This window comes from Verrucosispora sp. NA02020 (assembly GCF_013364215.1).
Classification (GTDB): domain Bacteria; phylum Actinomycetota; class Actinomycetes; order Mycobacteriales; family Micromonosporaceae; genus Micromonospora.
In genome coordinates, this window is sequence record NZ_CP054923.1 from 1307084 (window position 1) to 1327785 (window position 20702).

The 20702-nt window shown below is 70.7% G+C and carries 21 protein-coding genes; 16 read left to right on the plus strand and 5 right to left on the minus strand.

The features are described from left to right. The first annotated feature begins 24 nt into the window (after positions 1-24). The 4 genes from HUT12_RS05645 (at position 25) to HUT12_RS05660 (ending at position 3066) form a co-directional block, all read left to right on the plus strand. On the plus strand, positions 25-312 hold the full coding sequence (locus HUT12_RS05645) for a hypothetical protein (protein ID WP_131055616.1): 288 nt from the start codon (positions 25-27) through the stop codon (positions 310-312). A 179-nt stretch (positions 313-491) separates the two neighbouring features. Continuing rightward, positions 492-1886: a DUF4331 domain-containing protein gene (locus HUT12_RS05650; protein ID WP_131055614.1), complete on the plus strand. Its 1395-nt coding sequence runs from the start codon at positions 492-494 to the stop codon at positions 1884-1886. A gap of 129 nt (positions 1887-2015) precedes the next feature. Then, entirely contained in the window at positions 2016-2360 is a 345-nt protein-coding gene (locus HUT12_RS05655) for a phospholipase (RefSeq protein ID WP_131055612.1), read from the plus strand. A 448-nt stretch (positions 2361-2808) separates the two neighbouring features. Next, entirely contained in the window at positions 2809-3066 is a 258-nt protein-coding gene (locus tag HUT12_RS05660) for a WhiB family transcriptional regulator (protein WP_013731688.1), read from the plus strand. Between the two features lie 76 nt (positions 3067-3142). On the opposite strand, the gene HUT12_RS05665 is transcribed toward HUT12_RS05660, so the two are convergent. Next, positions 3143-3592: a metallopeptidase family protein gene (locus HUT12_RS05665; RefSeq protein WP_117229420.1), complete on the minus strand. Its 450-nt coding sequence runs from the start codon at positions 3590-3592 to the stop codon at positions 3143-3145. A 149-nt stretch (positions 3593-3741) separates the two neighbouring features. Between HUT12_RS05665 and HUT12_RS05670 the strand changes: the two genes are divergently transcribed. Beyond that, a complete protein-coding gene (locus HUT12_RS05670; RefSeq protein ID WP_176092711.1) occupies positions 3742-4113 on the plus strand; it encodes a DUF3499 domain-containing protein in 372 nt (123 codons plus the stop codon). Between the two features lie 257 nt (positions 4114-4370). Here HUT12_RS05670 and HUT12_RS05675 read toward each other — a convergent pair whose 3' ends face one another. Both HUT12_RS05675 and HUT12_RS05680 read right to left on the minus strand, forming a co-directional pair. Continuing rightward, positions 4371-5750: an FAD-binding oxidoreductase gene (locus HUT12_RS05675; protein WP_176092712.1), complete on the minus strand. Its 1380-nt coding sequence runs from the start codon at positions 5748-5750 to the stop codon at positions 4371-4373. A gap of 6 nt (positions 5751-5756) precedes the next feature. After that, positions 5757-7103, minus strand: coding sequence for an aspartate aminotransferase family protein (locus HUT12_RS05680; protein WP_131056637.1), 1347 nt, complete (start codon positions 7101-7103; stop codon positions 5757-5759). Between the two features lie 603 nt (positions 7104-7706). On the opposite strand from HUT12_RS05680, the gene HUT12_RS05685 reads away from it, so the two are divergent. Together HUT12_RS05685 and HUT12_RS05690 are read left to right on the plus strand one after the other, a co-directional pair. Beyond that, complete coding sequence (locus tag HUT12_RS05685; RefSeq protein ID WP_176092713.1) at positions 7707-8477, plus strand: helix-turn-helix transcriptional regulator; 771 nt, start codon at positions 7707-7709, stop codon at positions 8475-8477. Beyond that, positions 8468-8653 (plus strand): DUF397 domain-containing protein, encoded by a 186-nt coding sequence (locus HUT12_RS05690; RefSeq protein WP_176092714.1) that lies wholly within the window; start codon positions 8468-8470, stop codon positions 8651-8653. The genes HUT12_RS05685 and HUT12_RS05690 overlap by 10 nt, the downstream gene beginning before the upstream one ends. Before the next feature lie 327 nt (positions 8654-8980). On the opposite strand, the gene HUT12_RS05695 is transcribed toward HUT12_RS05690, so the two are convergent. Next, a complete protein-coding gene (locus HUT12_RS05695) occupies positions 8981-9493 on the minus strand; it encodes an Lrp/AsnC family transcriptional regulator (RefSeq protein ID WP_131055490.1) in 513 nt (170 codons plus the stop codon). A 205-nt stretch (positions 9494-9698) separates the two neighbouring features. Here HUT12_RS05695 and HUT12_RS05700 point away from each other — a divergent pair, with 205 nt between their 5' ends. Genes HUT12_RS05700 through speB form a run of 7 tightly spaced genes read left to right on the plus strand, consistent with a single transcriptional unit; the run spans position 9699 to position 17434 of the window. After that, positions 9699-10883 carry a spermidine/putrescine ABC transporter substrate-binding protein gene (locus HUT12_RS05700; protein WP_176092715.1) on the plus strand — a complete coding sequence of 395 codons (1185 nt, stop codon included), beginning with the start codon at positions 9699-9701 and terminating at the stop codon, positions 10881-10883. A 2-nt stretch (positions 10884-10885) separates the two neighbouring features. Beyond that, positions 10886-12037 (plus strand): ABC transporter ATP-binding protein, encoded by a 1152-nt coding sequence (locus HUT12_RS05705; RefSeq protein ID WP_176092716.1) that lies wholly within the window; start codon positions 10886-10888, stop codon positions 12035-12037. Positions 12038-12059: 22 nt separating this feature from the next. Further along, positions 12060-12974 carry an ABC transporter permease gene (locus HUT12_RS05710; RefSeq protein ID WP_131055486.1) on the plus strand — a complete coding sequence of 305 codons (915 nt, stop codon included), beginning with the start codon at positions 12060-12062 and terminating at the stop codon, positions 12972-12974. Further along, positions 12971-13807, plus strand: a complete 837-nt coding sequence (locus tag HUT12_RS05715; protein ID WP_131055484.1) for an ABC transporter permease — start codon at positions 12971-12973, stop codon at positions 13805-13807. Before HUT12_RS05710 ends, HUT12_RS05715 begins: the two co-directional genes overlap by 4 nt. Beyond that, the gene (locus tag HUT12_RS05720) at positions 13804-15222 is read left to right on the plus strand and encodes an FAD-binding oxidoreductase (protein WP_131055482.1); all 1419 of its coding nucleotides are present in this window, start codon (positions 13804-13806) and stop codon (positions 15220-15222) included. The genes HUT12_RS05715 and HUT12_RS05720 overlap by 4 nt, the downstream gene beginning before the upstream one ends. Continuing rightward, a complete protein-coding gene (locus HUT12_RS05725) occupies positions 15222-16424 on the plus strand; it encodes a saccharopine dehydrogenase family protein (RefSeq protein ID WP_176095660.1) in 1203 nt (400 codons plus the stop codon). Before HUT12_RS05720 ends, HUT12_RS05725 begins: the two co-directional genes overlap by 1 nt. Next, positions 16421-17434, plus strand: coding sequence for an agmatinase (speB, locus tag HUT12_RS05730; protein WP_131057183.1), 1014 nt, complete (start codon positions 16421-16423; stop codon positions 17432-17434). Before HUT12_RS05725 ends, speB begins: the two co-directional genes overlap by 4 nt. 207 nt (positions 17435-17641) lie before the next feature. Here speB and HUT12_RS32675 read toward each other — a convergent pair whose 3' ends face one another. Then, entirely contained in the window at positions 17642-17932 is a 291-nt protein-coding gene (locus HUT12_RS32675) for an endonuclease domain-containing protein (protein ID WP_236146019.1), read from the minus strand. A gap of 1000 nt (positions 17933-18932) precedes the next feature. On the opposite strand from HUT12_RS32675, the gene HUT12_RS05740 reads away from it, so the two are divergent. Both HUT12_RS05740 and HUT12_RS05745 read left to right on the plus strand, forming a co-directional pair. Then, complete coding sequence (locus tag HUT12_RS05740) at positions 18933-19598, plus strand: response regulator transcription factor (protein WP_176092717.1); 666 nt, start codon at positions 18933-18935, stop codon at positions 19596-19598. Beyond that, positions 19595-20653, plus strand: coding sequence for a HAMP domain-containing sensor histidine kinase (locus HUT12_RS05745; protein ID WP_131056883.1), 1059 nt, complete (start codon positions 19595-19597; stop codon positions 20651-20653). Before HUT12_RS05740 ends, HUT12_RS05745 begins: the two co-directional genes overlap by 4 nt. Positions 20654-20702 lie beyond the last annotated feature (49 nt).

Below are 20702 nucleotides of genomic sequence, written 5' to 3' on the forward strand. Positions count from 1 at the left end.
TGCGCGCCGCCGGAAAGGTTGGCCATGATCACTGAGAGAAGGCGGACGCGGCAGTGGCCGCGACTGACCCGCCGGCAGACGTTGACGGCTGCGGCCAGCGCCACGCTCGGCGCCGCCGCCCTGGCGGTGCCGGGCCTCTCGGCCGCCGGGGACGACGACAAGGGGGTCGCGGCCGGCGCGGACGAGACGATCGTGGTGCACCTGCGCGACGCCCGCTCCGGCACGATGGACGTCTTCGTGGGCCAGTCCCGCATCGAGGTGCGGGACCGTGGTCTGGCGGACCGGCTGCGCAAGGCTGCCGCCCGGCGCTGACCGTGCCCACCCGACCTCCGCCCGCCACGCCGGGCGTTGCCGACCGCGGCGCCCGTCACCGGCGCTGAGCGGTCACCCGCCGCCGCCGTACGGGCGGCCGCGTACTCCGGTCCGGCGCGGGCTCTCGGCGCCCGGCCGTCCGTCCAATGCACACTTTTGCCCCGTGAGGTGGGTTCGTCATGTCGTCACACCGCGAAGCGCCGGAGATCGCCAAGGATCCGGTCGCCGATTCGTCGGACCTGTACGCCTTCGTCACGCCGGACCGTCCGGACACGGTGACGCTGATCGCCAACTACGTACCGTTGCAACTGCCCTCGGGCGGCCCGAACTTCTTCGAGTTCGGCGACGACGTGCGCTACGAGATCCACATCGACAACAACGGTGACGGGCAGCCGGACGTCACCTACCGTTTCGAATTCACCACCGAAATCACGAACCCGAATAGTTTTCTCTACAACACCGGGCCGATCGATTCGCTGGACAGCGAGAACTGGAACCGACGGCAGTTCTACAGCCTGACCCGGATCGCCGGTGGACGGGAAGAGCGGCTGGCGCGCAAGCTGCCCTGCCCGCCGTGCAACGTCGGCCCGCTTTCCACCCCGAAGTACGGCGAGTTGGTCCGCCAGGCCACCTTCTCGCTCTCCACCGGCGAGAAGGTCTTCGCCGGGCAGCGCGCCGACGGCTTCTTCGTCGACCTCGGGGCGATCTTCGACCTCGGTACGCTGCGCCCGTTCCAGCAGTTGCACGTGGCCGGCAAGAAGATCTTCCGGGAGCCCGGCACGCCGGTGAACACCACCGACCGGCTCAACGTGCACAGCATCGCCCTCCAGGTGCCGCTGGACCGGGCGCGCCGCAAGGCGAACCGGTATCACTGGCAGGAACCCGCCTCGGTGATCGGCGTCTGGACCTCGGCGTCCCGCCGCCAGGTGCGGGTGCTCGGCGACAGGGTGGCCGCCGACACGAGCACCGGGCCGTTCACCCAGGTGTCCAGGTTGGGCAACCCACTGTTCAACGAGGTCATCGTGCCGATGGCACAGAAGGACCTGTGGAACACCCTGCCGCCGTCGGAGGACAAGCGGTTCGCGAAGTTCGTCGAGCGACCCGAGTTGGCCGCCCTGCTGCCGGTGCTCTACCCGGGCGTCTTCCCCAACCTGGAGAAGCTGAACAAGTCCGAGAAGGCGCGGGCGGACCTGGTCGCGATCCTGCTCACCGGTGTCCCGGAGGGACTGATCGACGGCTTCACCAACGCTACCGGCGACGTGCAGGCCGACATGCTGCGCCTGAACACCGCGATCCCGCCGGCCCGCCGCCCGAACGCCATCGGCGTACTCGCCGGTGACCTGGCCGGTTTCCCGAACGGTCGGCGGGTCACCGACGACGTGGTGACGATCGCGCTGCGGGCCATCGCGGGTCTGACGGTGCCGCTGGTGGACCGGAAGTTCCAGCCGGACGAGGCGGCCGCCGCGGTCACCCCGGGGTTGAGCGCCGCCGACGTGACCGCGCCGTTCCTGCGCAACTTCCCCTTCCTCGGTACGCCCTACGACGGCTTCAACAACCCGGGAGCGGCGGCATGAGCGAGCGGAGCGAGCGAGTCATCGATTCAGGGGTGTGCCGGCGCGGAGCGCAGCGGAGGACGGCATGAGCGAGCGAATCATCGGTGCGGTCGGCCCTCGTGCCGGCGCGGAGCGTAGCGGAGGGTCGGCATGAGCGGGCATGTGCACACATACGGTCCGACGGGGAGCGCGACTGTTGTGCTTGACCTGGGCGGGGAGACCGGTGCCCTGATCGTGCACACCGGACGTCACCTGCTCGGTCGGGAAATCGAGGTCAGCCGCCCGGACCACGACGACGAGCCGCGGACCCACTCCGCCGTACGCGAGCGGCAGGTCCTGGACGGTACCTTCCACAGTGCGGTCTACCCGGACCTACCGGCAGGTACCTATACCGTCTGGTGGGACGACGATACGCCTGCCGGGACGGTCCGGGTGGCCGGTGGTGTGGTCTCCGAATTCACGTGGCCCACCAGCCTTTCCGCGACTTCCGACTGACCGCGCCGACTGTCTCACGACCGCGCCCCGTCCACGATGTGGACGGGGCGCGATCGTCGTATGCCCGGTGGACGGGCGGTCCCGACGAAGTCGGGCTAATCTTGCGGGTCAAGATCAACCGATCTTGTCGGGTGGCCTTCCGGAGGCCGGCGCGGGGTGTGATCACCGCTGTCCCGGGCCGTGCGCCACGGGAGAAAACTCGGGCAACTCGCCGGAGAGGGCGTTACTCGGCCGGGGTCTGAATCGATAGGGCAGGGCGAGACCGGGTGCGTGTCGGGAGGGCGACTCCATTATCAAGTTTGGCTTGACGCCGCACGCATTACACGCGTGTAATTTGAATGGGGTTGTTCGCACGAACCGCATCATAACGGGACCGGACGGACAAGCACGCCTTTCGCGTGGGGGGTTGCAGCGGCGATGGCGCCGGTGCGCGACAAGGAGGCAATTGATGGACGGCCAGCTCGAGGCGGCCGACCTGCTCGGAAACGCGCCGGAGTGGCAGGAGCGAGCGCTGTGCTCGCAGACCGACCCGGAGGCGTTCTTTCCCGAGAAGGGCGGCTCGACCCGCGAAGCGAAGCGCATCTGCTCGCGGTGCGAGGTCAAGACCGAATGCCTCGAATACGCTCTCGGCCACGACGAGCGGTTCGGGATCTGGGGTGGGCTCTCCGAGCGTGAGCGGCGCAAGCTCAAGCGGCGAGCAGCCTGAGTCGTCGGGAAGGGACGGTCGGGGGACGTCCCGCCCCGGGGGTGACGATGTGCCGTGGGGGGTCACGGCGGCCGGGTCAGGCCAACTCGTCCGGGTCGACGCCGAGCAGGTTCGCCACCTGCTCGATGATCACGTCGTGCACCAGGTCGGCGAGATCCTCGCGGTCCATGGCCCGGAACTCCAGCGGGCGGCGGTACAGCACGATGCGAGGTGGCACCTCCTGACGTCCCGGCCGACCCGGCAGCAGTCGGGCCAACGGCACCTCGCCGTCCTCCAGCACGTCGGTGTCATAGACGTTGAGATCCGGCGGGACGTCCTCGACGGCGAACTCCACCCCGGCGAGTTCCTTGGCGAAGCGACGCTCCAGCGTCTCGACGGTGTCCAGCACCAGGTCGTCGAAGATCTCCGCCTTGGTGCGCGCCAACGGCACAGTCGCCGGCACCAGCCGCCCACGCAGACCGCGCCCGTGCCGGTCGCGGTGCGCCCGCCGGCCGGGGCCGGGGCGGCGGTTCTCCGGACTCGTCATGAGCCAAAGGGTAGCCGCCACCGCGCCCCCGCCCGCATCAGCGCCGCCACCTGGCGCGCCGCGCCCCGGGCCGAAATGTGATCACCAAGACGGGCGTGTCGTAACGCGAACCGGTGCGCCGGACCCGGTAATGGGGATACCCTGCGCCCGTGAGGTCACCACGGCGCTGCTCCCGTAACGGCTGCCCCCGGCAAGCGGTCGCCACGCTGACCTATGTCTACAACGAGTCGACGGCCGTGGTGGGTCCGCTCGCCGCCTTCGCCGAGCCGCACACGTACGACCTGTGCGAGCCGCACGCCCGGAGCCTGACCGCACCGCGCGGCTGGGAGGTGGTCCGGCACGAGGGCGAGTTCGAGCCCCCGCCGCCCACCACCGACGACCTGGTCGCGCTCGCCGAGGCGGTCCGCGAAGCCGCCCGCCCGGCGCCCCGCCCTCCGCAGGACGACCAGACCCAGCAGGCCGCACCCCCCACCACCTCCTCGCGGCGCGGCCACCTCCGCGTAATCCCCCCCACGCACTGACCCCCGCACCCACCCTCACGCGCTCTCCACGCTGCGCTCTCCGCCCGCGCCCGGTGGCGCCCGCCCGCGCCTGGTGGCGCCCGCCCGCGCCTGGTGGCGCCCGCCCGCGCCTGGTGGCGCCCGCCCGCGCCCGGCGGCGCCCGGTGGCGTTGATCAAGAAGTTTGCGCTGATTTTTGGGCGCCTGGGCCGACCAAACTTCTTGATCAACGCGTCAAGGCGGGGCGGGAGGCGGGGAGGGAGGGGGCGGGGGAGGGGGTCAGTGGCCTAGGAGGCGGGAGAAGGTGGCGGCGCGGCGGGATGCCCGGCCGGTACGGGACTCGCGTTCGTCGGCGGAGAGCATCAGGCGGAGGCCGGCGTTGACCGCGAGCCAACGTAGGGGCTCCGGCTCCCAGCGGGGCGAGCGGTGGTTGACCCAGGGCAGGCGCGTCAGCTCGGTCGGTTCGTTCCGGATCAGGTCGGCCAGCGTACGACCGGCGAGGTTGCTGGTGCCCACCCCGTCGCCGACGTACCCGCCGGCCCAGCCCAGCCCGTCGGCCCGGTGGTAGCCGACCGAGGCCGCCCAGTCCCGGGCCACCCCGAGCGGACCGCCCCAGGTGTGCGTGACCGGCACGTCGGGACCGAGCGTCGGGAAGAGGTCGCCGAGCGTACGGCGGAGGGCGGCGAAGACCCGTGGCTCCCGGTCGTAGTCGGACCGGACCCGCGAGCCGAAGTGGTACGGGGCACCCCGCCCGCCGAAGGCGAGTCGGCCGTCGACCGTGCGTTGGCCGTAGATGATGACGTGCCGGTGGTCGGAGAACGTCTCCCGCTCGGCCAGCCCGATCTCGGCCCAGGTCTCGTCGGGCAGCGGCTCGGTGGCGATCATCAGTGAGTAGACCGGGGCGAGGGCCCGCCGGTGCCCGGTCAGCGCCGGCGTGTAGCCCTCGGTCGCCCGGATCACCACCGGGGCGCGTACGGTGCCGGCCGGGGTGACCGCCGCGCGGGGCCGGATCTCGGTGACCGGGGTGCGCTCGTGGATCGTGACGCCCCGGCGTTCGACGGCACGTGCCAGGCCACGGACCAGCCGCGCCGGGTGCACGGCCGCGCAGTGCGGCGTGTAGGTGGCGGCGCGTACCCCGGTGGCACCGCACCGGGCGACGGCCTCCGCCGGACCGAGCAGGTCCAGGTCCTCCCGGCCGAAACCGAACTGCCGCGCCTCGGCCACCGCCGCCCGGGCGCGCTGTACCTGCGGCGCGCTCCGGGCCAACACCACGGTGCCGCCGTACGACCAGTGGCAGTCGATGCCCTCGGCGGCGACCACCCGGCCGACCTCGCGGACCGTGTCGTGCATGGCGTGCTGCATGGCGATCGCGGCGTCCCGGCCGTGCCGCCGGGCCAACGCGGTCAGCGAGGTGGGCAGCAGCGCGGAGCACCAGCCGCCGTTACGCCCGGACGCGCCGAAGCCGGCCACCTGGCGTTCCAGGACCACGATCCGCAGGGCGGGCTCGGCCTCGGCGAGGTAGTACGCCGTCCACAGTCCGGTGTAGCCCGCGCCCACGATGACCACGTCGGCGACGGTGTCACCGGCCAGCGGCGGGCGTGGCGTCAACGGCTCGTCCACGGTGGACAGCCAGTACGACAGGTCCTGGTAGGCCACCACCGCCTCCTAGAGTCTGGTCCAGGCCTCGGTGAGTACGCCGCGCAGGATCTGTTCGATCTCGTCGAACTGCTGCTGCCCGGCGATCAGCGGTGGGGCGAGCTGCACCACCGGGTCCCCCCGGTCGTCGGCCCGGCAGTACAGCCCGGCGGAGAACAACGCGCTGGACAGGAAGCCGCGCAGCAGCCGTTCCGACTCGGCCTCGTCGAAGGTCTCCCGGGTGGTCTTGTCCTTGACCAGCTCGATGCCGTAGAAGTAGCCGTCGCCTCGGACGTCGCCGACGATCGGTAGGTCGTGCAGCTTCTCCAGGGTCGACCGGAAGGCCGCCTCGTTGGCGCGTACGTGCCCGACGAGGTCCTCACGGGCGAAGACCTCCAGGTTGGCCAGGGCCACCGCGCAGGAGACCGGGTGCCCGCCGAAGGTCACCCCGTGGGCGAACATGCCGGTCTCGGTGAGGAACGGCTCCATCAGGCGGTCGCTGGCGATCATCGCGCCGAGCGGGGCGTACCCCGAGGTGATGCCCTTGGCGGTGGTGATGATGTCCGGCTGGTATCCGTAACGGGTCGCGCCGAAGTACTCGCCGAGCCGACCCCACGAGCAGATCACCTCGTCGCTGACCAGCAGCACGTCGTACGCGTCGCAGATCTCGCGGACCCGCTCGAAGTAGCCGGGCGGCGGTGGGAAGCAGCCGCCCGAGTTCTGCACCGGCTCCAGGAAGACCGCCGCGACGGTGTCCGGCCCCTCCCGCTCGATGGCCCGTCCGATCTCCTCGGCGGCCCAGCGACCGAACGCCACCGGGTCGTCACCGTGCTCCGGAGCCCGGTAGAAGTTCGTGTTCGGCACCTTGATCCCGCCCGGCACCAGCGGCTCGAAGTCCGTCTTGATGCCCGGCAGCCCGGTGATCGACAGGGCGCCCATGGAGGTGCCGTGATAGGCGATGTACCGGCTGACCACCTTGTGCTTGGTGGGCTTGCCGACCCGCTTGAAGTACGCCCGGGCCAGTTTCCAGGCCGCCTCGACCGCCTCCGACCCGCCGGTGGTGAAGAAGACCCGGTTGAGGTCGCCCGGGGCCAGCTCCGAGATCCGCTCGGCCAGCTCCACGGCGGTCGGGTGGGCGTACGACCAGAGCGGGAAGTACGCCAACTCCCCGGCCTGCTTGGCGCCGGCCTCGGCCAGCTCGGTGCGACCGTGGCCCGCGTTGACCACGAAGAGCCCGGCGAGGCCGTCCAGGTAGCGGCGACCCTGCGAGTCCCAGACGTACGCGCCCTCGCCGCGCACGATCGTCGGTACCTCGCCTGCGGAGTAGCTCGCCATCCGGGTGAAGTGCATCCAGAGGTGGTCGGTGGCGTTCGCCATGTCAGCCCCATCGGGTCTCGGGCCGGTCAGGGGTTCACCGGCCGCTCTGCTCACGGTTATCCCACAGCCCGCCGCCGCGAGGCAAGTGCAATCGGTTGAACTTACGCCTCGATGCAACGGATTTAGCGAGCTTATCCGACTAAGTGCAACGGATTCCGCATCGCCACTGCCCTGCGGCGTCCTCCTGCGGGTCCGGCGCGTCAGCTCGTCGGGTCCCACTGATCTTCGCGCGGCTGGTGGGAGGTCAGGTGCCTCACTGTCGATCAGTCGAGATCTTGGACAGTTTCCGTTATCTACTAACGGAAACTTTCCAAGGTCCATGTTCGCGATGTGATGGCCGAACCGGCGCCGGCCGGCGACCTCCGCGTCGGCGGGCCTGCCCCGCCCGCTCCCGCCACCGGACCCGCCTCGCCCGCAGGTGGGTGGTGGAGGTGAATGGCGGGCGTCGGGTAGTGCGTCCTGTCCAGGGCATTCGAGGGGCATCTCGGTCGCACCTCAGATGCGCGAAACAGTCCCGCCCGCAACACGCCGAGACCGGGCGGACAGCGCCACCCAGAGTGTCTAGCGTGCGGCGCAACGTGACGCGTGGACGGAGGTCGGCAGATGAACGAGACACTGCGGTTGGCGATGGCGGACAAGGGTGAGACGGCTCAGTCGTTGGCCGGGAAGGTCGGCGTCGACCCGAAGACGGCGGGCCGTTGGGTGGCCGACGGGCGTACCCCGCATCCCGGCACCCGGGCCGCCGTCGCCGCCGTCCTCGGATGCCAGTCGAAGGAACTTTGGCCGGAGCCCCACCGTCGCCGGGACATGCCCTGGTTCCAGGAGTGGGCCCAACTGGAGCAGATCGCCAGCTCGCTGCGGTCGTACCAGCCGCTGCTCGTGCCGGGCCTGCTCCAGACCGAGGCGTACGCCCGAGCGGTGCTGGCGACCGGCGGCCTGGTGGCGCCGACGCAGGTGGAGGAGATCGTGGCGGCGCGACTGGCCCGGCAGCGGGTGCTGGAGCGCGAGGTGCCGCTGCAACTGGTGGCGGTGATCGACGAGGTGGTGCTGCGTCGGCGGGTGGGCGGCGACCGGGCGGTGATGGCCGGGCAACTGCTCCACCTGGCCGAGTGGGGCGAGCGGGAGCACGTGCAGGTCCGGGTGATCCCGGCGGAGAATCCGTGGCACACCGGCCTGGCCGGGCCGTTCGTGCTGGCCCGGACGCCGGACGGCGGTGAGCCGGCCTATCTGGACAATCAGTTGCGCGGTCAGGTGGTGACCGAGCGTGCCGACCTTGCTAGCCTGGGCGCGAGATGGGAGAGCGTCACCGGTGAGGCGCTGCCCCGCCGCCGGTCCATCGAGCTGATCAGGGAAGTGGCGACGACATGGACATGACCGACGCCCGCTGGCGCACCGCCACCCGCAGCAGCAACAACGGCGGCGACTGCGTCGAGGTGGCCGACAACCTGCCCGGCCGGGTCCTGGTGCGCGACAGCAAGGATCGAGCCGGCGGCACCCTGACCTTCGCTCCCGACGCCTGGCGCGCGTTCCTCACCACACCCCCGCGCTGACCTCCCGCACGGCCCTCGCCGCGCGGCACCGCGCTTCACGCGCGGCCCTCCCCGCACGGCACCGCGCCTCACGCGCGGCCCTCCCCGCACGGTGATCATGGAGTTGTGGCAGCGACAAACCAGGGCGATCGGCGCGTTTCCGCGACCACAACTCCATGATCGCCGCGAGGGCGCGAGGGCGCGAGGGCGCGAGGGCGCGAGGGCGCGAGGGCGCGAGGGCGAGTGGGTGGGGGCGCGCGGTGGGGCGGGGGCGCGCGGGGCCGGGGCGGGTGGGGCGCGGGCGGGTGGGGCGAGGGCGCACGGGGCGGAGGCGCGCGCGGCGCATGATCAGGCGGTGCCCCAGCTGTAGGTCTGCTTGCGGAGTTTGAGGTAGACGAACGCCTCGGTGGAGAGCACGCCGGAGACCGCGCGCAGGCGTTGCAGGATCTCCAGCAGGTGCTCGTCGTTGCGGCAGACCACCTCGGCCAGCAGGTCGAAGGAGCCGGCGGTGATCACCACGTAGTCGACCTCGTCGAGTTCGGCGATTCGGTCCGCGACGCTCTCCAGGTCGCCGTCGGTACGCAGGCCGATCATGGCCTGGCGGGGGAAGCCGAGTTGGAGCGGATCGGTCACCGCGACGATCTGCATCACCCCGGCGTCGAGCAGCCGTTGTACGCGTTGACGTACCGCAGCCTCGGAGAGCCCGACCGCCTTGCCGATGGTCGCGTACGGGCGACGGCCGTCCTGCTGGAGCTGTTCGATGATCTGCTTGGCCACGTCGTCGAGCAGCACGTGGCTGGCGCCCTCCCGCACGCTGACCCGGCGTCCGCCGGTGCCGTTGTCCTGCTGCCGGTTCGTCATCGAGCGCTCCCCATGTCCATCACGGCGCTGAGCCTAACGCCACCGCGCAGTCTGGCGTAATTCGTCGTCCACGGCTATTGCGGCTACGGAATCCCTTGTGAGCGAGGTTTCCTCATGTCAGGATCAGTCGTCCATCGCCATTGACCCTCCCGTCGGCGCGCCCACCCCCGTCCCGCCGCCGACGATGACCTGTAGGAGTCGTCACATGCGAAACGCTTACCGGCCCCTCACTCGGCGTGGTCTGCTCACCGGCACCCTCGGCTCGGCCGCGCTGCTCGCGGCGGGTGGCACTCTCGCCGGTTGCGGCACCCCCGGCGCGCAGCAGACCGAGGCCGGTTGTGTCAGCGAGGACCTGTCCGGCACGGAGAAGACTGTCGCCTTCTCCAACTGGCCGCAATACATGGACGTCGATGACGACGACGCGTCGAAGCGTCCCAGCCTCGACAAGTTCGTCACCGACACCGGCATCCAGGTGACCTATTCCGAGGACGTCAACGACAACAACGAGTTCTTCGGCAAGGTGCAGAACCAGCTCGCCGCCTGTCAGGGCACCGGGCGGGACGTCATGGTGCTCACCGACTGGATGGCCGCCCGGATGATCCGGCTCGGCTGGATCCAGCGGCTCGAGAAGTCGAATCTGCCCAACGTCGAGGCGAACCTGCTGCCGTCGCTGCGGAACCGTCCCTTCGACGTGGACAACCACCTCGCCGTCCCGTGGCAGTCCGGCCTGGCCGGATTGGCGTACAACGGGCGGGTCACCCGGGAGATCCGGACCGTCGACGAGCTGCTCACCCGCGCCGACCTCAAGGGCAAGGTGACCGCGCTGACCGAGATGCGCGACACCATGGGCCTGCTGCTGATGTCGAACGGCCACAACCCGGCCGACTTCACCGCCAGCCAGTTCGACGACGCCCTGAACAAGCTCAAGAAGGCGGTCGACTCCGGGCAGATCCGCCGCTTCACCGGCAACGACTACGCCCCCGACCTGGCCAAGGGCGACATCGCGGCGTGCATCGGCTGGTCCGGCGACATCATCCAGCTCGGCTTCGACGACGAGCAGATCAAGTTCGTGGTGCCCGACTCCGGTGTGACGCTCTGGTCGGACAACATGCTCGTGCCGAACAAGGCCACCCACAAGGGCAACGCCGAGGCCCTGATCAACCACTACTACGAGCCGGCCATCGCCGCGCAGCTCGCCGCGTACGTCAACTACATCTGTCCGGTGCAGGGCGCGCAGGAGGAGATGGAGAAGATCGACCCGGAGTTGGCCGCCAACCCGCTGATCTTCCCGGACGAGGCGATCCTCTCCAAGGCCCGCGTCTTCATGGCCCTGGACGAGCAGCAGGAACGCGAGTACGAGACCAAGTTCCAGCAGGTTATCGGAGCGTGACGATGGCGCGGGACACTCCGGCCGGTGACCTGAGGCTGGCCGACCTCACCAAGACGTTCGGCCCGTTCACCGCCGTCGACGACCTGAGCCTGACCATTCCGCAGGGCTCGTTCTTCGCCCTGCTGGGTGCGTCCGGCTGCGGCAAGACCACCACGCTGCGGATGATCGCCGGGCTGGAGGAGCCGACCAGCGGGCAGGTGCTGCTCGGTGACCGGGACATCGCCCGGCTGCGTCCGTACAAGCGGCCGGTCAACACCGTGTTCCAGAGCTACGCCCTCTTCCCGCACCTGGACATCTTCGAGAACGTGGCCTTCGGCCTGCGGCGGCGCGGCATCCGCTCGGTCGACGGGCAGGTCCGCGAGATGCTGTCGCTGGTGCAGCTCGACGGGTACGAACGGCGTCGCCCGGCCCAGCTCTCCGGCGGGCAGCAGCAGCGGGTCGCGCTGGCCCGCGCGCTGATCAACCACCCGCAGGTGCTGCTGCTGGACGAGCCGCTCGGCGCGCTCGACCTCAAGCTGCGTCGGCAGATGCAGATCGAGCTCAAGCGCATCCAGACCGAGGTCGGCATCACCTTCGTACACGTCACCCACGACCAGGAGGAGGCCATGACGATGGCCGACACGGTCGCGGTGATGAACGCCGGGCGGATCGAGCAGCTCGGCCCACCCGCCGAGATCTACGAGTTCCCGGCCACCGCGTTCGTGGCCAACTTCCTCGGCCAGTCCAACCTGATCGCGGGCGAGGTCTCCGGCACCGACGGCGGCGACCTCCTGGTCACCGCGCACGGCGCGCGGTTCTCCGTGCCGTCGGCGCGGGCCCGCACCGACCAGGGTCCGGTCTTCCTGGGCGTACGCCCCGAGAAGCTGCACCTGGTCGGCGCCGCCGTGCAGGTGCCGGCCGGTAACCAGCACCTCGAAGGCACCGTCACCGACGCCTCCTACGTCGGGGTGAGCACGCAGTACCTGCTGCGCACCGGATGGGGCACCGAGCTGAGCGTCTTCGTCGCCAACAGCGGGGCGCAGCAGCGCTTCGCCGTCGGCGAGCGGGCCGTGGCGTACTGGGATCCGCAGCACGCCTTCCTGCTCGGGCGCCGCGCCGACGAGGAGGACCGGACCACTCCGGTCCTGGACGAGCCGGTCGGTGCGTCCTCATGAGCCAGCGACGCGAGGGCACGGCGTGAGCGCGCTGGCTCACGTACCCACCGGCTCCGGGCAGCCGGCGTCGCCGCCGCCGGCTGCCCGATCAGGGCGGTACCGCCTCCTGCCGTACCTGTTGCTGCTGCCGGGTGCGGCCTGGCTGTTCCTCTTCTTCGCCCTGCCGTTGCTGCAACTCGCGGCGGCCAGCCTCTACGACCCGAACGGCACGCTCTCCACCGGGTACGCGATGACCTGGGCCTTCGGGAACTACCCGGCGGCGTTGCAGGCGTACTGGCCCCAGTTCAGCCGCTCGTTCCTGTACGCGGGCATCGCGTTGGTGCTGGCGCTGCTGATGGGCTACCCGTTGGCGTACGCGATCGCGCAGAAGGCCGGCCGGTGGAAGAACCTGCTGCTGGTCTGCGTGATCGCGCCGATGTTCACCAGTTTCCTGGTGCGCACGCTGGCCTGGAAGACCATCCTGTCGGACAACGGCTGGTTGGTCGGGCTGCTGCGGGACGTCCACCTGCTCGGTCCGGACGGACGGCTGCTGGCCACCCCGATCGCGGTGGTGCTCGGCCTGACGTACAACTTCCTGCCGTTCCTGGTGCTGCCGCTGTACGCGAGCCTGGAGCGGCTCGACCACCGGCTGCTGGAGGCGTCCAGCGACCTGTACGCGAGCCCGCTGAAGACGTTCCGTCGGGTCACCCTGCCGTTGTCGATGCCGGGCCTGATCGCCGGGACGCTGCTCTTCTTCATCCCGGCCACCGGCGACTACATCAACGCCGAACTGCTCGGTACGCCCAACCAGTACATGATCGGCAACGTCATCGACTCGGCGTTCCTGGTCCGGCTGGACTATCCGCAGGGCGCGGCGCTGTCGTTCCTGCTGATGTCGGCGATCCTCGCGGTGGTCTTCGTCTATCTGCGTCGGGCCGGCACGGAGGAGGTCCTATGACCAGGTTCTCCCGGTGGTGGGCGCAGCACTGGGTGATGGGCGTGGCCCTGCTGGTGCTCGGCTACCTGTTCCTGCCGATCGCCGTGGTGGGCGCGTTGTCGTTCAACCGCCCCTCCAACCGGCTCTCGTACGACTTCCACGCGTTCACGCTCGACAACTGGCGTAACCCGTGCGCCACCTCCGACATGTGCGACGCGGTGGTCCGCAGCGTGCAGATCGGCTTCATCGCCACCGTCGCCGCCACCGCGCTCGGCACGCTGATGGCGTTCGCGCTGGTCCGGCACCGGTTCCGGGGACGCTCCGGGCTCAACGTGCTGATCTTCCTGCCGATGGCCACGCCGGAACTGGTGATGGGCACCTCGCTGCTGGCCCTCTTCGTCGCCGGCGGGGTGCCGCTGGGGTTCTGGACCATCGTCATCGCGCACGTGATGTTCTGCATGTCGTTCGTGGTGGTGACGGTCAAGGCGCGGCTGGCCGGGATGGACCGGCGGCTGGAGGAGGCCGCGATGGACCTCTACGCCAGCGAGTGGCAGACGTTCCGCCGCATCACGTTGCCGTTGGTGCTGCCCGGCATCGTGGCCGCCGCACTGCTGGCGTTCTCGCTCAGCTTCGACGACTTCATCATCACCAACTTCAACTCCGGCACCACCGTCACGTTCCCGATGTACGTCTGGGGTGCCGCCCAGCGGGGCATCCCGCCGCAGGTCAACGTCATCGGTACGGCCATGTTCGCGATCGCGTTGCTGCTGGTGCTGGCCAGCATGCTGCGGGGCCGACGGGCCCGCCGGGCGGCGTTCGCGGTGCCGGCTCCCCGGGCGACAAGCCGGTCATGACCGGGCCATCCGCCGGCCGGGCGCTCGCCGACGCGGTCCGCGCACCGTACTGGCTCGACCGGCCGGAGCGGCCCGACCCGCTGCCGCCGCTGCCCGGCCCGACCACCGCCGACCTGGTGGTGATCGGGGGCGGCTACAGCGGGCTGTGGGCGGCGCTGCTGGCCAAGCAGGCCGACCCGGCGCGGGACGTGCTGCTGGTGGAGGCGGGGACCTGCGGCTGGGCGGCCTCCGGACGCAACGGCGGGTTCTGTGCCGCCTCGCTGACGCACGGGCTGGCCAACGGGGTGCAGCGGTTCCCGGACGAGATCCAGACGCTGGAACGGCTCGGCCGGGAGAACCTCGACGCCATCGCCGACACCGTTGCGGAGCACCGGATCGACTGCGACTTCGCGCGGACCGGCGAACTGTCGGTGGCGGTCGAGCCGTACCAGCTCGACGGGTTGGCCGCCGACGCCGCGCTGGCCGGACGGTACGGGCACGACGTGCGCCTGCTCGACGCCGACGAGGTGCGCGCCGAGGTCGACTCGCCGACGTACCTCGGCGGACTGTGGGACCGTGACCGGGTGGCGATGCTCGACCCGGCGCGGTTGGCCTGGGGACTGCGCCGGGCCTGCGTGGACCTCGGCGTACGGGTGCACGAGCACACCCGCGTCACCGGCCTGCACCGGGACACCAACGCGTTGCTGGCCCGCACCGTCGCCGCCGACGGCAGCCCCGGGGCGGTCCGCGCCGCCAAGGTGGTGCTGGCCACCAACGCGTTCCCGCCGCTGCTGCGCCGCCTGCGCACCTGGATCGTGCCGGTGTACGACTACGCGCTGACGACCGAGCCGTTGACGCCCGCGCAGCGGGACGCCGTCGGCTGGCGTAACCGGCAGGGACTGGCCGACACCGGCAACCAGTTCCACTACTACCGGCTCACCGACGACGGGCGGATCCTGTTCGGCGGCTACGACGCGATCTACCACTACGGCAACCGGATGACGCCGGCACTGGACCAGCGCGACGCCACCTTCACCGCCCTCGCCCGCCACTTCTTCACCACCTTCCCGCAGCTCGCCGACGTCCGGTTCAGCCACCGCTGGGGCGGGGTGATCGACACCAGCACCCGGTTCTGCGCCTTCTTCGGCACGGCGTACTCCGGTCGGCTCGCGTACGCGGCCGGGTACACCGGGCTCGGCGTCGGGGCTACCCGGTTCGGTGCCCGGGTGATGCTCGACCTGCTCGACGGCGTGGACAGCCCGCTGACCCGGCTCGACCTGGTCCGCAGCCGGCCGCTGCCGTTCCCGCCCGAACCGGCCCGCGCGGTCGGCATCGGGCTCACCCGCTGGTCCATGGCCCGGGCCGACGCTCGACAGGGGCGGCGCAACCTGTGGCTCCGTACGCTCGATCGCTTCGGTCTGGGGTTCGACTCGTGATGCGTGTGCTGCTGATCGGGGCCGGAGGCGTCGGTTCCGCCGTCGTCGCCATCGCGGCCCGACGTGCCTTCTTCGACACGATGGTGGTCGCCGACCACGACGGGACCCGCGCCGCGCGGGCCGTCGCCGGCCGGGACGACCGCTTCGTCGCCGCCGGGGTCGACGCCGCCTCGGCGGAGGCGGTCGCGGCACTCTGCCGTGAACACCGGATCACCCACGTGCTCAACGCGGTCGACCCACGCTTCGTCATGCCGATCTTCGACGGGGCGTACGCGGCCGGCGCCGACTACCTCGACATGGCGATGTCGTTGTCCCGCCCGCATCCGACCCGGCCCTACCAGGAGACCGGCGTGATGCTCGGCGACGCGCAGTTCGCGGCGGCCGACCGCTGGACGGAGGCCGGGCGGCTGGCGCTCTGCGGCATCGGTGTCGAGCCCGGCCTCTCCGACGTCTTCGCCCGGTACGCCGCCGACGAGTTGTTCCGCGAGATCGACGAGATCGGGGTACGCGACGGCGCGAACCTGACCGTCGACGGCTACGACTTCGCCCCGTCGTTCTCCATCTGGACCACCATCGAGGAGTGCCTGAACCCGCCGGTGATCTGGGAGGCCGACCGGGGCTGGTTCACCACCGAGCCGTTCAGTGAGCCGGAGGTCTTCGAGTTCCCCGACGGGATCGGGTCGGTCGAGTGCGTCAACGTGGAGCACGAGGAGGTGCTGCTGATCCCGCGCTGGGTGCCGGCCAGGCGGGTCACCTTCAAGTACGGCCTCGGCGCGGAGTTCATCGAGGTGCTCAGGACGCTGCACAAACTCGGTCTCTCCTCGACCGCGCCGGTGCGGGTGGGCCCGGTCTCCGTGTCGCCGCGCGACGTGGTGGCCGCCTGCCTGCCCGACCCGGCCACCCTCGGCGACCGGATGCGCGGCAAGACCTGCGCCGGCACGTACGTCACCGGTATCGGCACCGACGGCGAGCCGCGCCGGGTCTACCTCTACCACGTGGTCGACAACGAGTGGTCGATGCGCGAGTACGGCCACCAGGCGGTGGTCTGGCAGACCGCGGTGAACCCGGTGGTCGCCCTGGAACTGCTGGCCGACGGCGTGTGGTCGGGCAGCGGGGTGCTCGGACCGGAGGCGTTGCCGCCCAAGCCCTTCCTCGACCTACTCACCGCCTACGGCTCGCCGTGGGGAATGGCGGAACGATGACCCGGTACGGCCCGATGTACGGCCCCGACGTGACGTTCCTCGGCGTACCGCCCTGCACGATCGAGGAGCCCGTCACGTACGCCGACGCCGACGTCGTGATCATCGGCGCGCCCTTCGACGGCGGCACCTCGCACCGCCCCGGCACCCGGTTCGGCCCGTCCGCCATCCGGCAGGCGTGCTATCTGCCGCACGACGGCTCCCGCCCCTCCCTGGCGCTGCGCGTCGACGCGCTGCGCGACCTGTGCGTCTACGACGCCGGTGACGTCGAGATGTTCTCCGGCGACATCGAACGGTCGCTGTCCGCGCTGGAAACCGCCGTGTACGCGGTCGCCTCGGCCGGTGCGATCCCGGTGGTCCTCGGCGGCGACCACTCCATCGCCCAGCCCGACGCCACCGGGGTGGCCCGCCACCACGGTCTCGGCCGGGTGTCGCTGGTGCACTTCGACGCGCACGCCGACACCGGCGACATCGAGTTCGGCTCGCTGCACGGTCACGGCCAGCCGATGCGTCGACTCATCGAGTCCGGCGCGGTACGCGGCGACCGGTTCCTCCAGATCGGCCTGCGCGGCTACTGGCCGGGCCCGTCGACCCTGTCCTGGATGGCCGAGCAGCGCATGCGCTCCTACGAGATGACCGAGATCGTGGCCCGTGGCCTGGACGACTGCCTCACCGAGGCGTTCGACATCGCGACCGACGAGTGCGAGGGCGTCTTCCTCTCCGTCGACGTGGACGTGGTCGACCCGGGCATGGCCCCCGGCACCGGCACCCCCGAACCGGGCGGCTTCACCAGTCGGCAGTTGCTCGACGCGGTCCGCCGGGTCTGCTACGAACTCCCCGTGGTCGGGGTGGACGTGGTGGAGGTCGCCCCGCCGTACGACCACGCCGACATCACCGCCTACCTCGGCAACCGGGTCGTGCTGGAAGCGTTGTCGGCCATCGCCCGCCGCCGTCGCGACGCCGCCGGTGGCCCACCCTGGAACCCCACCCAACCCCTCCTGGACAGCCGCTGACCCTCCCACCCGTCTCCCTGCCCGTCGATCCCGCCCTCTCCTGCCCGTCGATCATGGAGTTGAGGCTGCGATCCTGGGGTATTCGCCCCTTTTCGGAGTGCCGCAATTCCATGATCGCGGCTGCCGGTGCGGCTGCGTGCGGGGCCGTTGCGGAGTGGGGAGGGTGGGGGAAGGCGTTGGGGTGCCCAGGGCAGGGGGTTCGGGAGTTCAGGGGGCGAGGAGGTGGTGGATGGTGGTGACGATGTGGGTGGGGCGGCGGTAGAGGTCGTCGGCGGTGAAGTAGCGCATCCGCCAACCCTGACCGGCCAGCCAGTTCGACCGGGAACGGTCGTAGTGCAGGAGCTCCGGGGTCAGGTGGGACTGTCCGTCGTACTCGATGCCGATCCGACGCTTGCGGTAGGCCAGGTCGATCCGGTGCAGCGGTATGCCGTACCGGTCGTGCACCCAGAGCTGAGGCTCCGGGGCCGGTAGTCCAGCGTCCACGAGAATCAGTCTCAACTGACTCTCCTGCCGGCATTCCGACCGGGGATCCGCCAGGCCGATCAGGTCCCGTGCCTGGCGGGCGTTACGCAGTCCCCGATGGCGCCCGAGCTCGTCATGGAGATCGTCGCGCCGGCAGGCTGTCGCCCGCAGACAGAGGTCCAGCACCGGAAGGGCTTCTGTCCGCCGGAGTGATCTCGCCAGATCGACGGCACATCGCGCGGCCGGAGCGCAGGGCAGTCCGCGGATCCGGACGGGATCGCGGACCGGCACGACGGACTCATGCGCCACGACCCCACGGATCTGCGGCACGACCGAACCCGCCGGCACGATGACGTGGCACCTGGTCGACCGGGCATCCCCGAAGCCGTGCAGCATCGCACCGGTGTGGAACCCCGCCACCGCGCCGTCGGGCAGACGTTCGAAGATCGCCCTGAGGTGGTCGTCGGCGGCGGCGGGAGGCCCGTAGACACCTCGGGTCAGCCGAAGCAGTGCCCCCTGTGCGATCTGCCCCCGCACCTGACCTCGACTCCACCCGGTCGCCAACAACTCGGAGTAACGAATCAGTCGCTCTGTCATCTCGCCACTGTCCCGGCCCACCCCGGCTGCCGTCCGCCCCTGTGGACGACGTACCGGGCCGCTGTGGATAACTCGCGGCCCCACGGCTGTCCGCGTCGATCATGGAATCGTGGCGATCGCAAATAAGGATAAAAGCTTCCATAAGTGCAGCCCCAACTCCATGATCGACGCGGCGACGACGACGGCGACCGACGGCGACGACGACGGCGACGCGACGACGGGGGCGGGTGGGGGAGGGTGGTGTGGCTCACTCTCTGTTACGGGGGTGGGGGGAGAGTGGGACGTACGTGCTGTTCAGGCGCGTGGTGACCGGCTGTGCCCGTGCTGATTTGTGGTGACGTCGTGGACGTGGAGTATTGCTGCGGCGGGCGCTTACGAAACCCTTATCTTCCGCCTGCGAACGTATGCCCGGCAACGACGGATCACGGGGGCGAAGAGCGTGCGGGTGTTGGTGGCGGACGACGAGCGGCTGCTGGCGGACATGGTCGCCGAGGGCCTCAGGCGGCTCTCGATGGCGGTGGACGTCTGCTACGACGGTGACGGCGCGTTGGAGCGGATCGGGGTGAACCGCTACGACGTGGCGGTGCTGGACCGGGACATGCCGGGGCACACCGGTGACGAGGTGTGCCGCAGTCTCGCCGGGTCCGGTTCGGGTACGCGGGTGCTGCTGCTCACCGCCGCCGCCGGCATCCGCGACCGGGTGGAGGGTCTCGGACTCGGGGCCGACGACTATCTCACCAAGCCGTTCGCCTTCGCCGAACTCGTCGCCCGGGTGCACGCGCTCGGTCGGCGGTCGGCGGCGGCGGTGCCGCCGGTGCTGGAGCAGCACGGGGTGGCGCTGGACGTGGCCCGGCACTCGGTCACCCGGGACGGCCGGGCGGTCGGCCTGAGCCCGAAGGAGTTCGCCGTACTGCACGTGTTGATGCGTGCGGACGGGCGGGTGGTCAGCTCGGAGGAGCTGCTGGAGCAGGCGTGGGACGAGTTCGCCGACCCGTTCACCAACACCGTGCGGGTGACCGTGATGACCTTGCGGAAGAAGCTCGGTACGCCTCAGGTGATCCACACCGTGCCTCGGGCCGGTTACCGGATCGGTCCGGCGTCGTGACCCCGCGTCGCAGGATCGTGCTGGTCGGCGTGGTCGCCCTGATCGCCGGGTACGCCCTGCCGGGACTGACCGTGTCCGTCACGAGCGAGTTGTGGTGGCGGGTCCGGGGTCTCTGCGACAGCGGGCTGTCCGGCAGCGGGCTGGTGTGCGAGCCGGCGCGGGGCCTCGGCGGGGTCGCGCTGTCGCTGCTGGGGCTGGTGGTGTTCCTGCTCGCGGTGGCGGCGGTCTGGGTCGCTGCGGGCTGGTGTCTGCGACCGGTCCGGGACCTCGCCGGCCCGATCTCGCACGCCGGGCCGCAGAACCTCGGTCACCGGATCCGGATGCGCGGCAACGACGAGGTGGCCCGGCTGGCCCGGTCGATCGACGAGATGATGGAGCGCATCGCCGCCGGGTACGAGGGGCAACGGCGGTTCGCCGCGAACGCCTCGCACGAGTTGCGGACGCCGTTGGCCGTGCAGCGCACGCTGATCGAGGTCGGCCTGTCCCGGTCACTCAGCGGCGAGCAGATGGAGCTGGTGGCCGACCAGCTCTTGGAGACCAACGAGCGCAACGAACGGTTGATCGAGGGGTTGCTCGCGCTCAGCGAGAGCGACCAGGGGCTCCGTTCCCGCCTGCCGCAGCGCCTCGACGAGATCGTCACGGAGGTGCTGGCCGCGTACCAGGACCGGATCACCGAGGCCGGGGTGACCGTCAGCACCCACCTGGAGCCCCGGACCGTGATGGGTGAGCGCGTGCTGCTGGAGCGCCTGGTGACCAACCTGCTGGAGAACGCGATCAAGTACAACCGCCAGGGTGGCGCGATCAGCGTCACCGTCGGCCGCAACCCGGCGCTGACCGTGGTCAACACCGGTCAGGTGGTGCCGGCCGAGGCGGTGGCCGGGCTCTTCGAGCCGTTCCGCCGGCTGGCGCGGGACCGCACCAACCAGAGCGGTGGTGCCGGTCTCGGTCTGGCCATCGCCCGCTCGATCACCCAGGCGCACGACGGACTGATCGCCGCCCGCCCCGCCGAGTACGGCGGACTGCGGGTCGACGTCCAGCTTCCGCACGTGCCCTGAGCCCTTCCGGTCACCACGACCCGATCCACGGGGTCGCACATTCCGCGAC

What these genes read in the sequence shown, in the direction of transcription:
- HUT12_RS05645 (WP_131055616.1), top strand. Translation starts at nt 25, where the DNA reads ATGATCACTGAGAGAAGGCGGACGCGGCAGTGGCCGCGACTGACCCGC.
- HUT12_RS05650 (WP_131055614.1), top strand. Translation starts at nt 492, where the DNA reads ATGTCGTCACACCGCGAAGCGCCGGAGATCGCCAAGGATCCGGTCGCC.
- HUT12_RS05655 (WP_131055612.1), top strand. Translation starts at nt 2,016, where the DNA reads ATGAGCGGGCATGTGCACACATACGGTCCGACGGGGAGCGCGACTGTT.
- HUT12_RS05660 (WP_013731688.1), top strand. Translation starts at nt 2,809, where the DNA reads ATGGACGGCCAGCTCGAGGCGGCCGACCTGCTCGGAAACGCGCCGGAG.
- HUT12_RS05665 (WP_117229420.1), bottom strand. Translation starts at nt 3,592, where the DNA reads ATGACGAGTCCGGAGAACCGCCGCCCCGGCCCCGGCCGGCGGGCGCAC.
- HUT12_RS05680 (WP_131056637.1), bottom strand. Translation starts at nt 7,103, where the DNA reads ATGGCGAACGCCACCGACCACCTCTGGATGCACTTCACCCGGATGGCG.
- HUT12_RS05685 (WP_176092713.1), top strand. Translation starts at nt 7,707, where the DNA reads ATGAACGAGACACTGCGGTTGGCGATGGCGGACAAGGGTGAGACGGCT.
- HUT12_RS05690 (WP_176092714.1), top strand. Translation starts at nt 8,468, where the DNA reads ATGGACATGACCGACGCCCGCTGGCGCACCGCCACCCGCAGCAGCAAC.
- HUT12_RS05695 (WP_131055490.1), bottom strand. Translation starts at nt 9,493, where the DNA reads ATGACGAACCGGCAGCAGGACAACGGCACCGGCGGACGCCGGGTCAGC.
- HUT12_RS05700 (WP_176092715.1), top strand. Translation starts at nt 9,699, where the DNA reads ATGCGAAACGCTTACCGGCCCCTCACTCGGCGTGGTCTGCTCACCGGC.
- HUT12_RS05705 (WP_176092716.1), top strand. Translation starts at nt 10,886, where the DNA reads ATGGCGCGGGACACTCCGGCCGGTGACCTGAGGCTGGCCGACCTCACC.
- HUT12_RS05715 (WP_131055484.1), top strand. Translation starts at nt 12,971, where the DNA reads ATGACCAGGTTCTCCCGGTGGTGGGCGCAGCACTGGGTGATGGGCGTG.
- HUT12_RS05720 (WP_131055482.1), top strand. Translation starts at nt 13,804, where the DNA reads ATGACCGGGCCATCCGCCGGCCGGGCGCTCGCCGACGCGGTCCGCGCA.
- HUT12_RS05725 (WP_176095660.1), top strand. Translation starts at nt 15,222, where the DNA reads ATGCGTGTGCTGCTGATCGGGGCCGGAGGCGTCGGTTCCGCCGTCGTC.
- speB (WP_131057183.1), top strand. Translation starts at nt 16,421, where the DNA reads ATGACCCGGTACGGCCCGATGTACGGCCCCGACGTGACGTTCCTCGGC.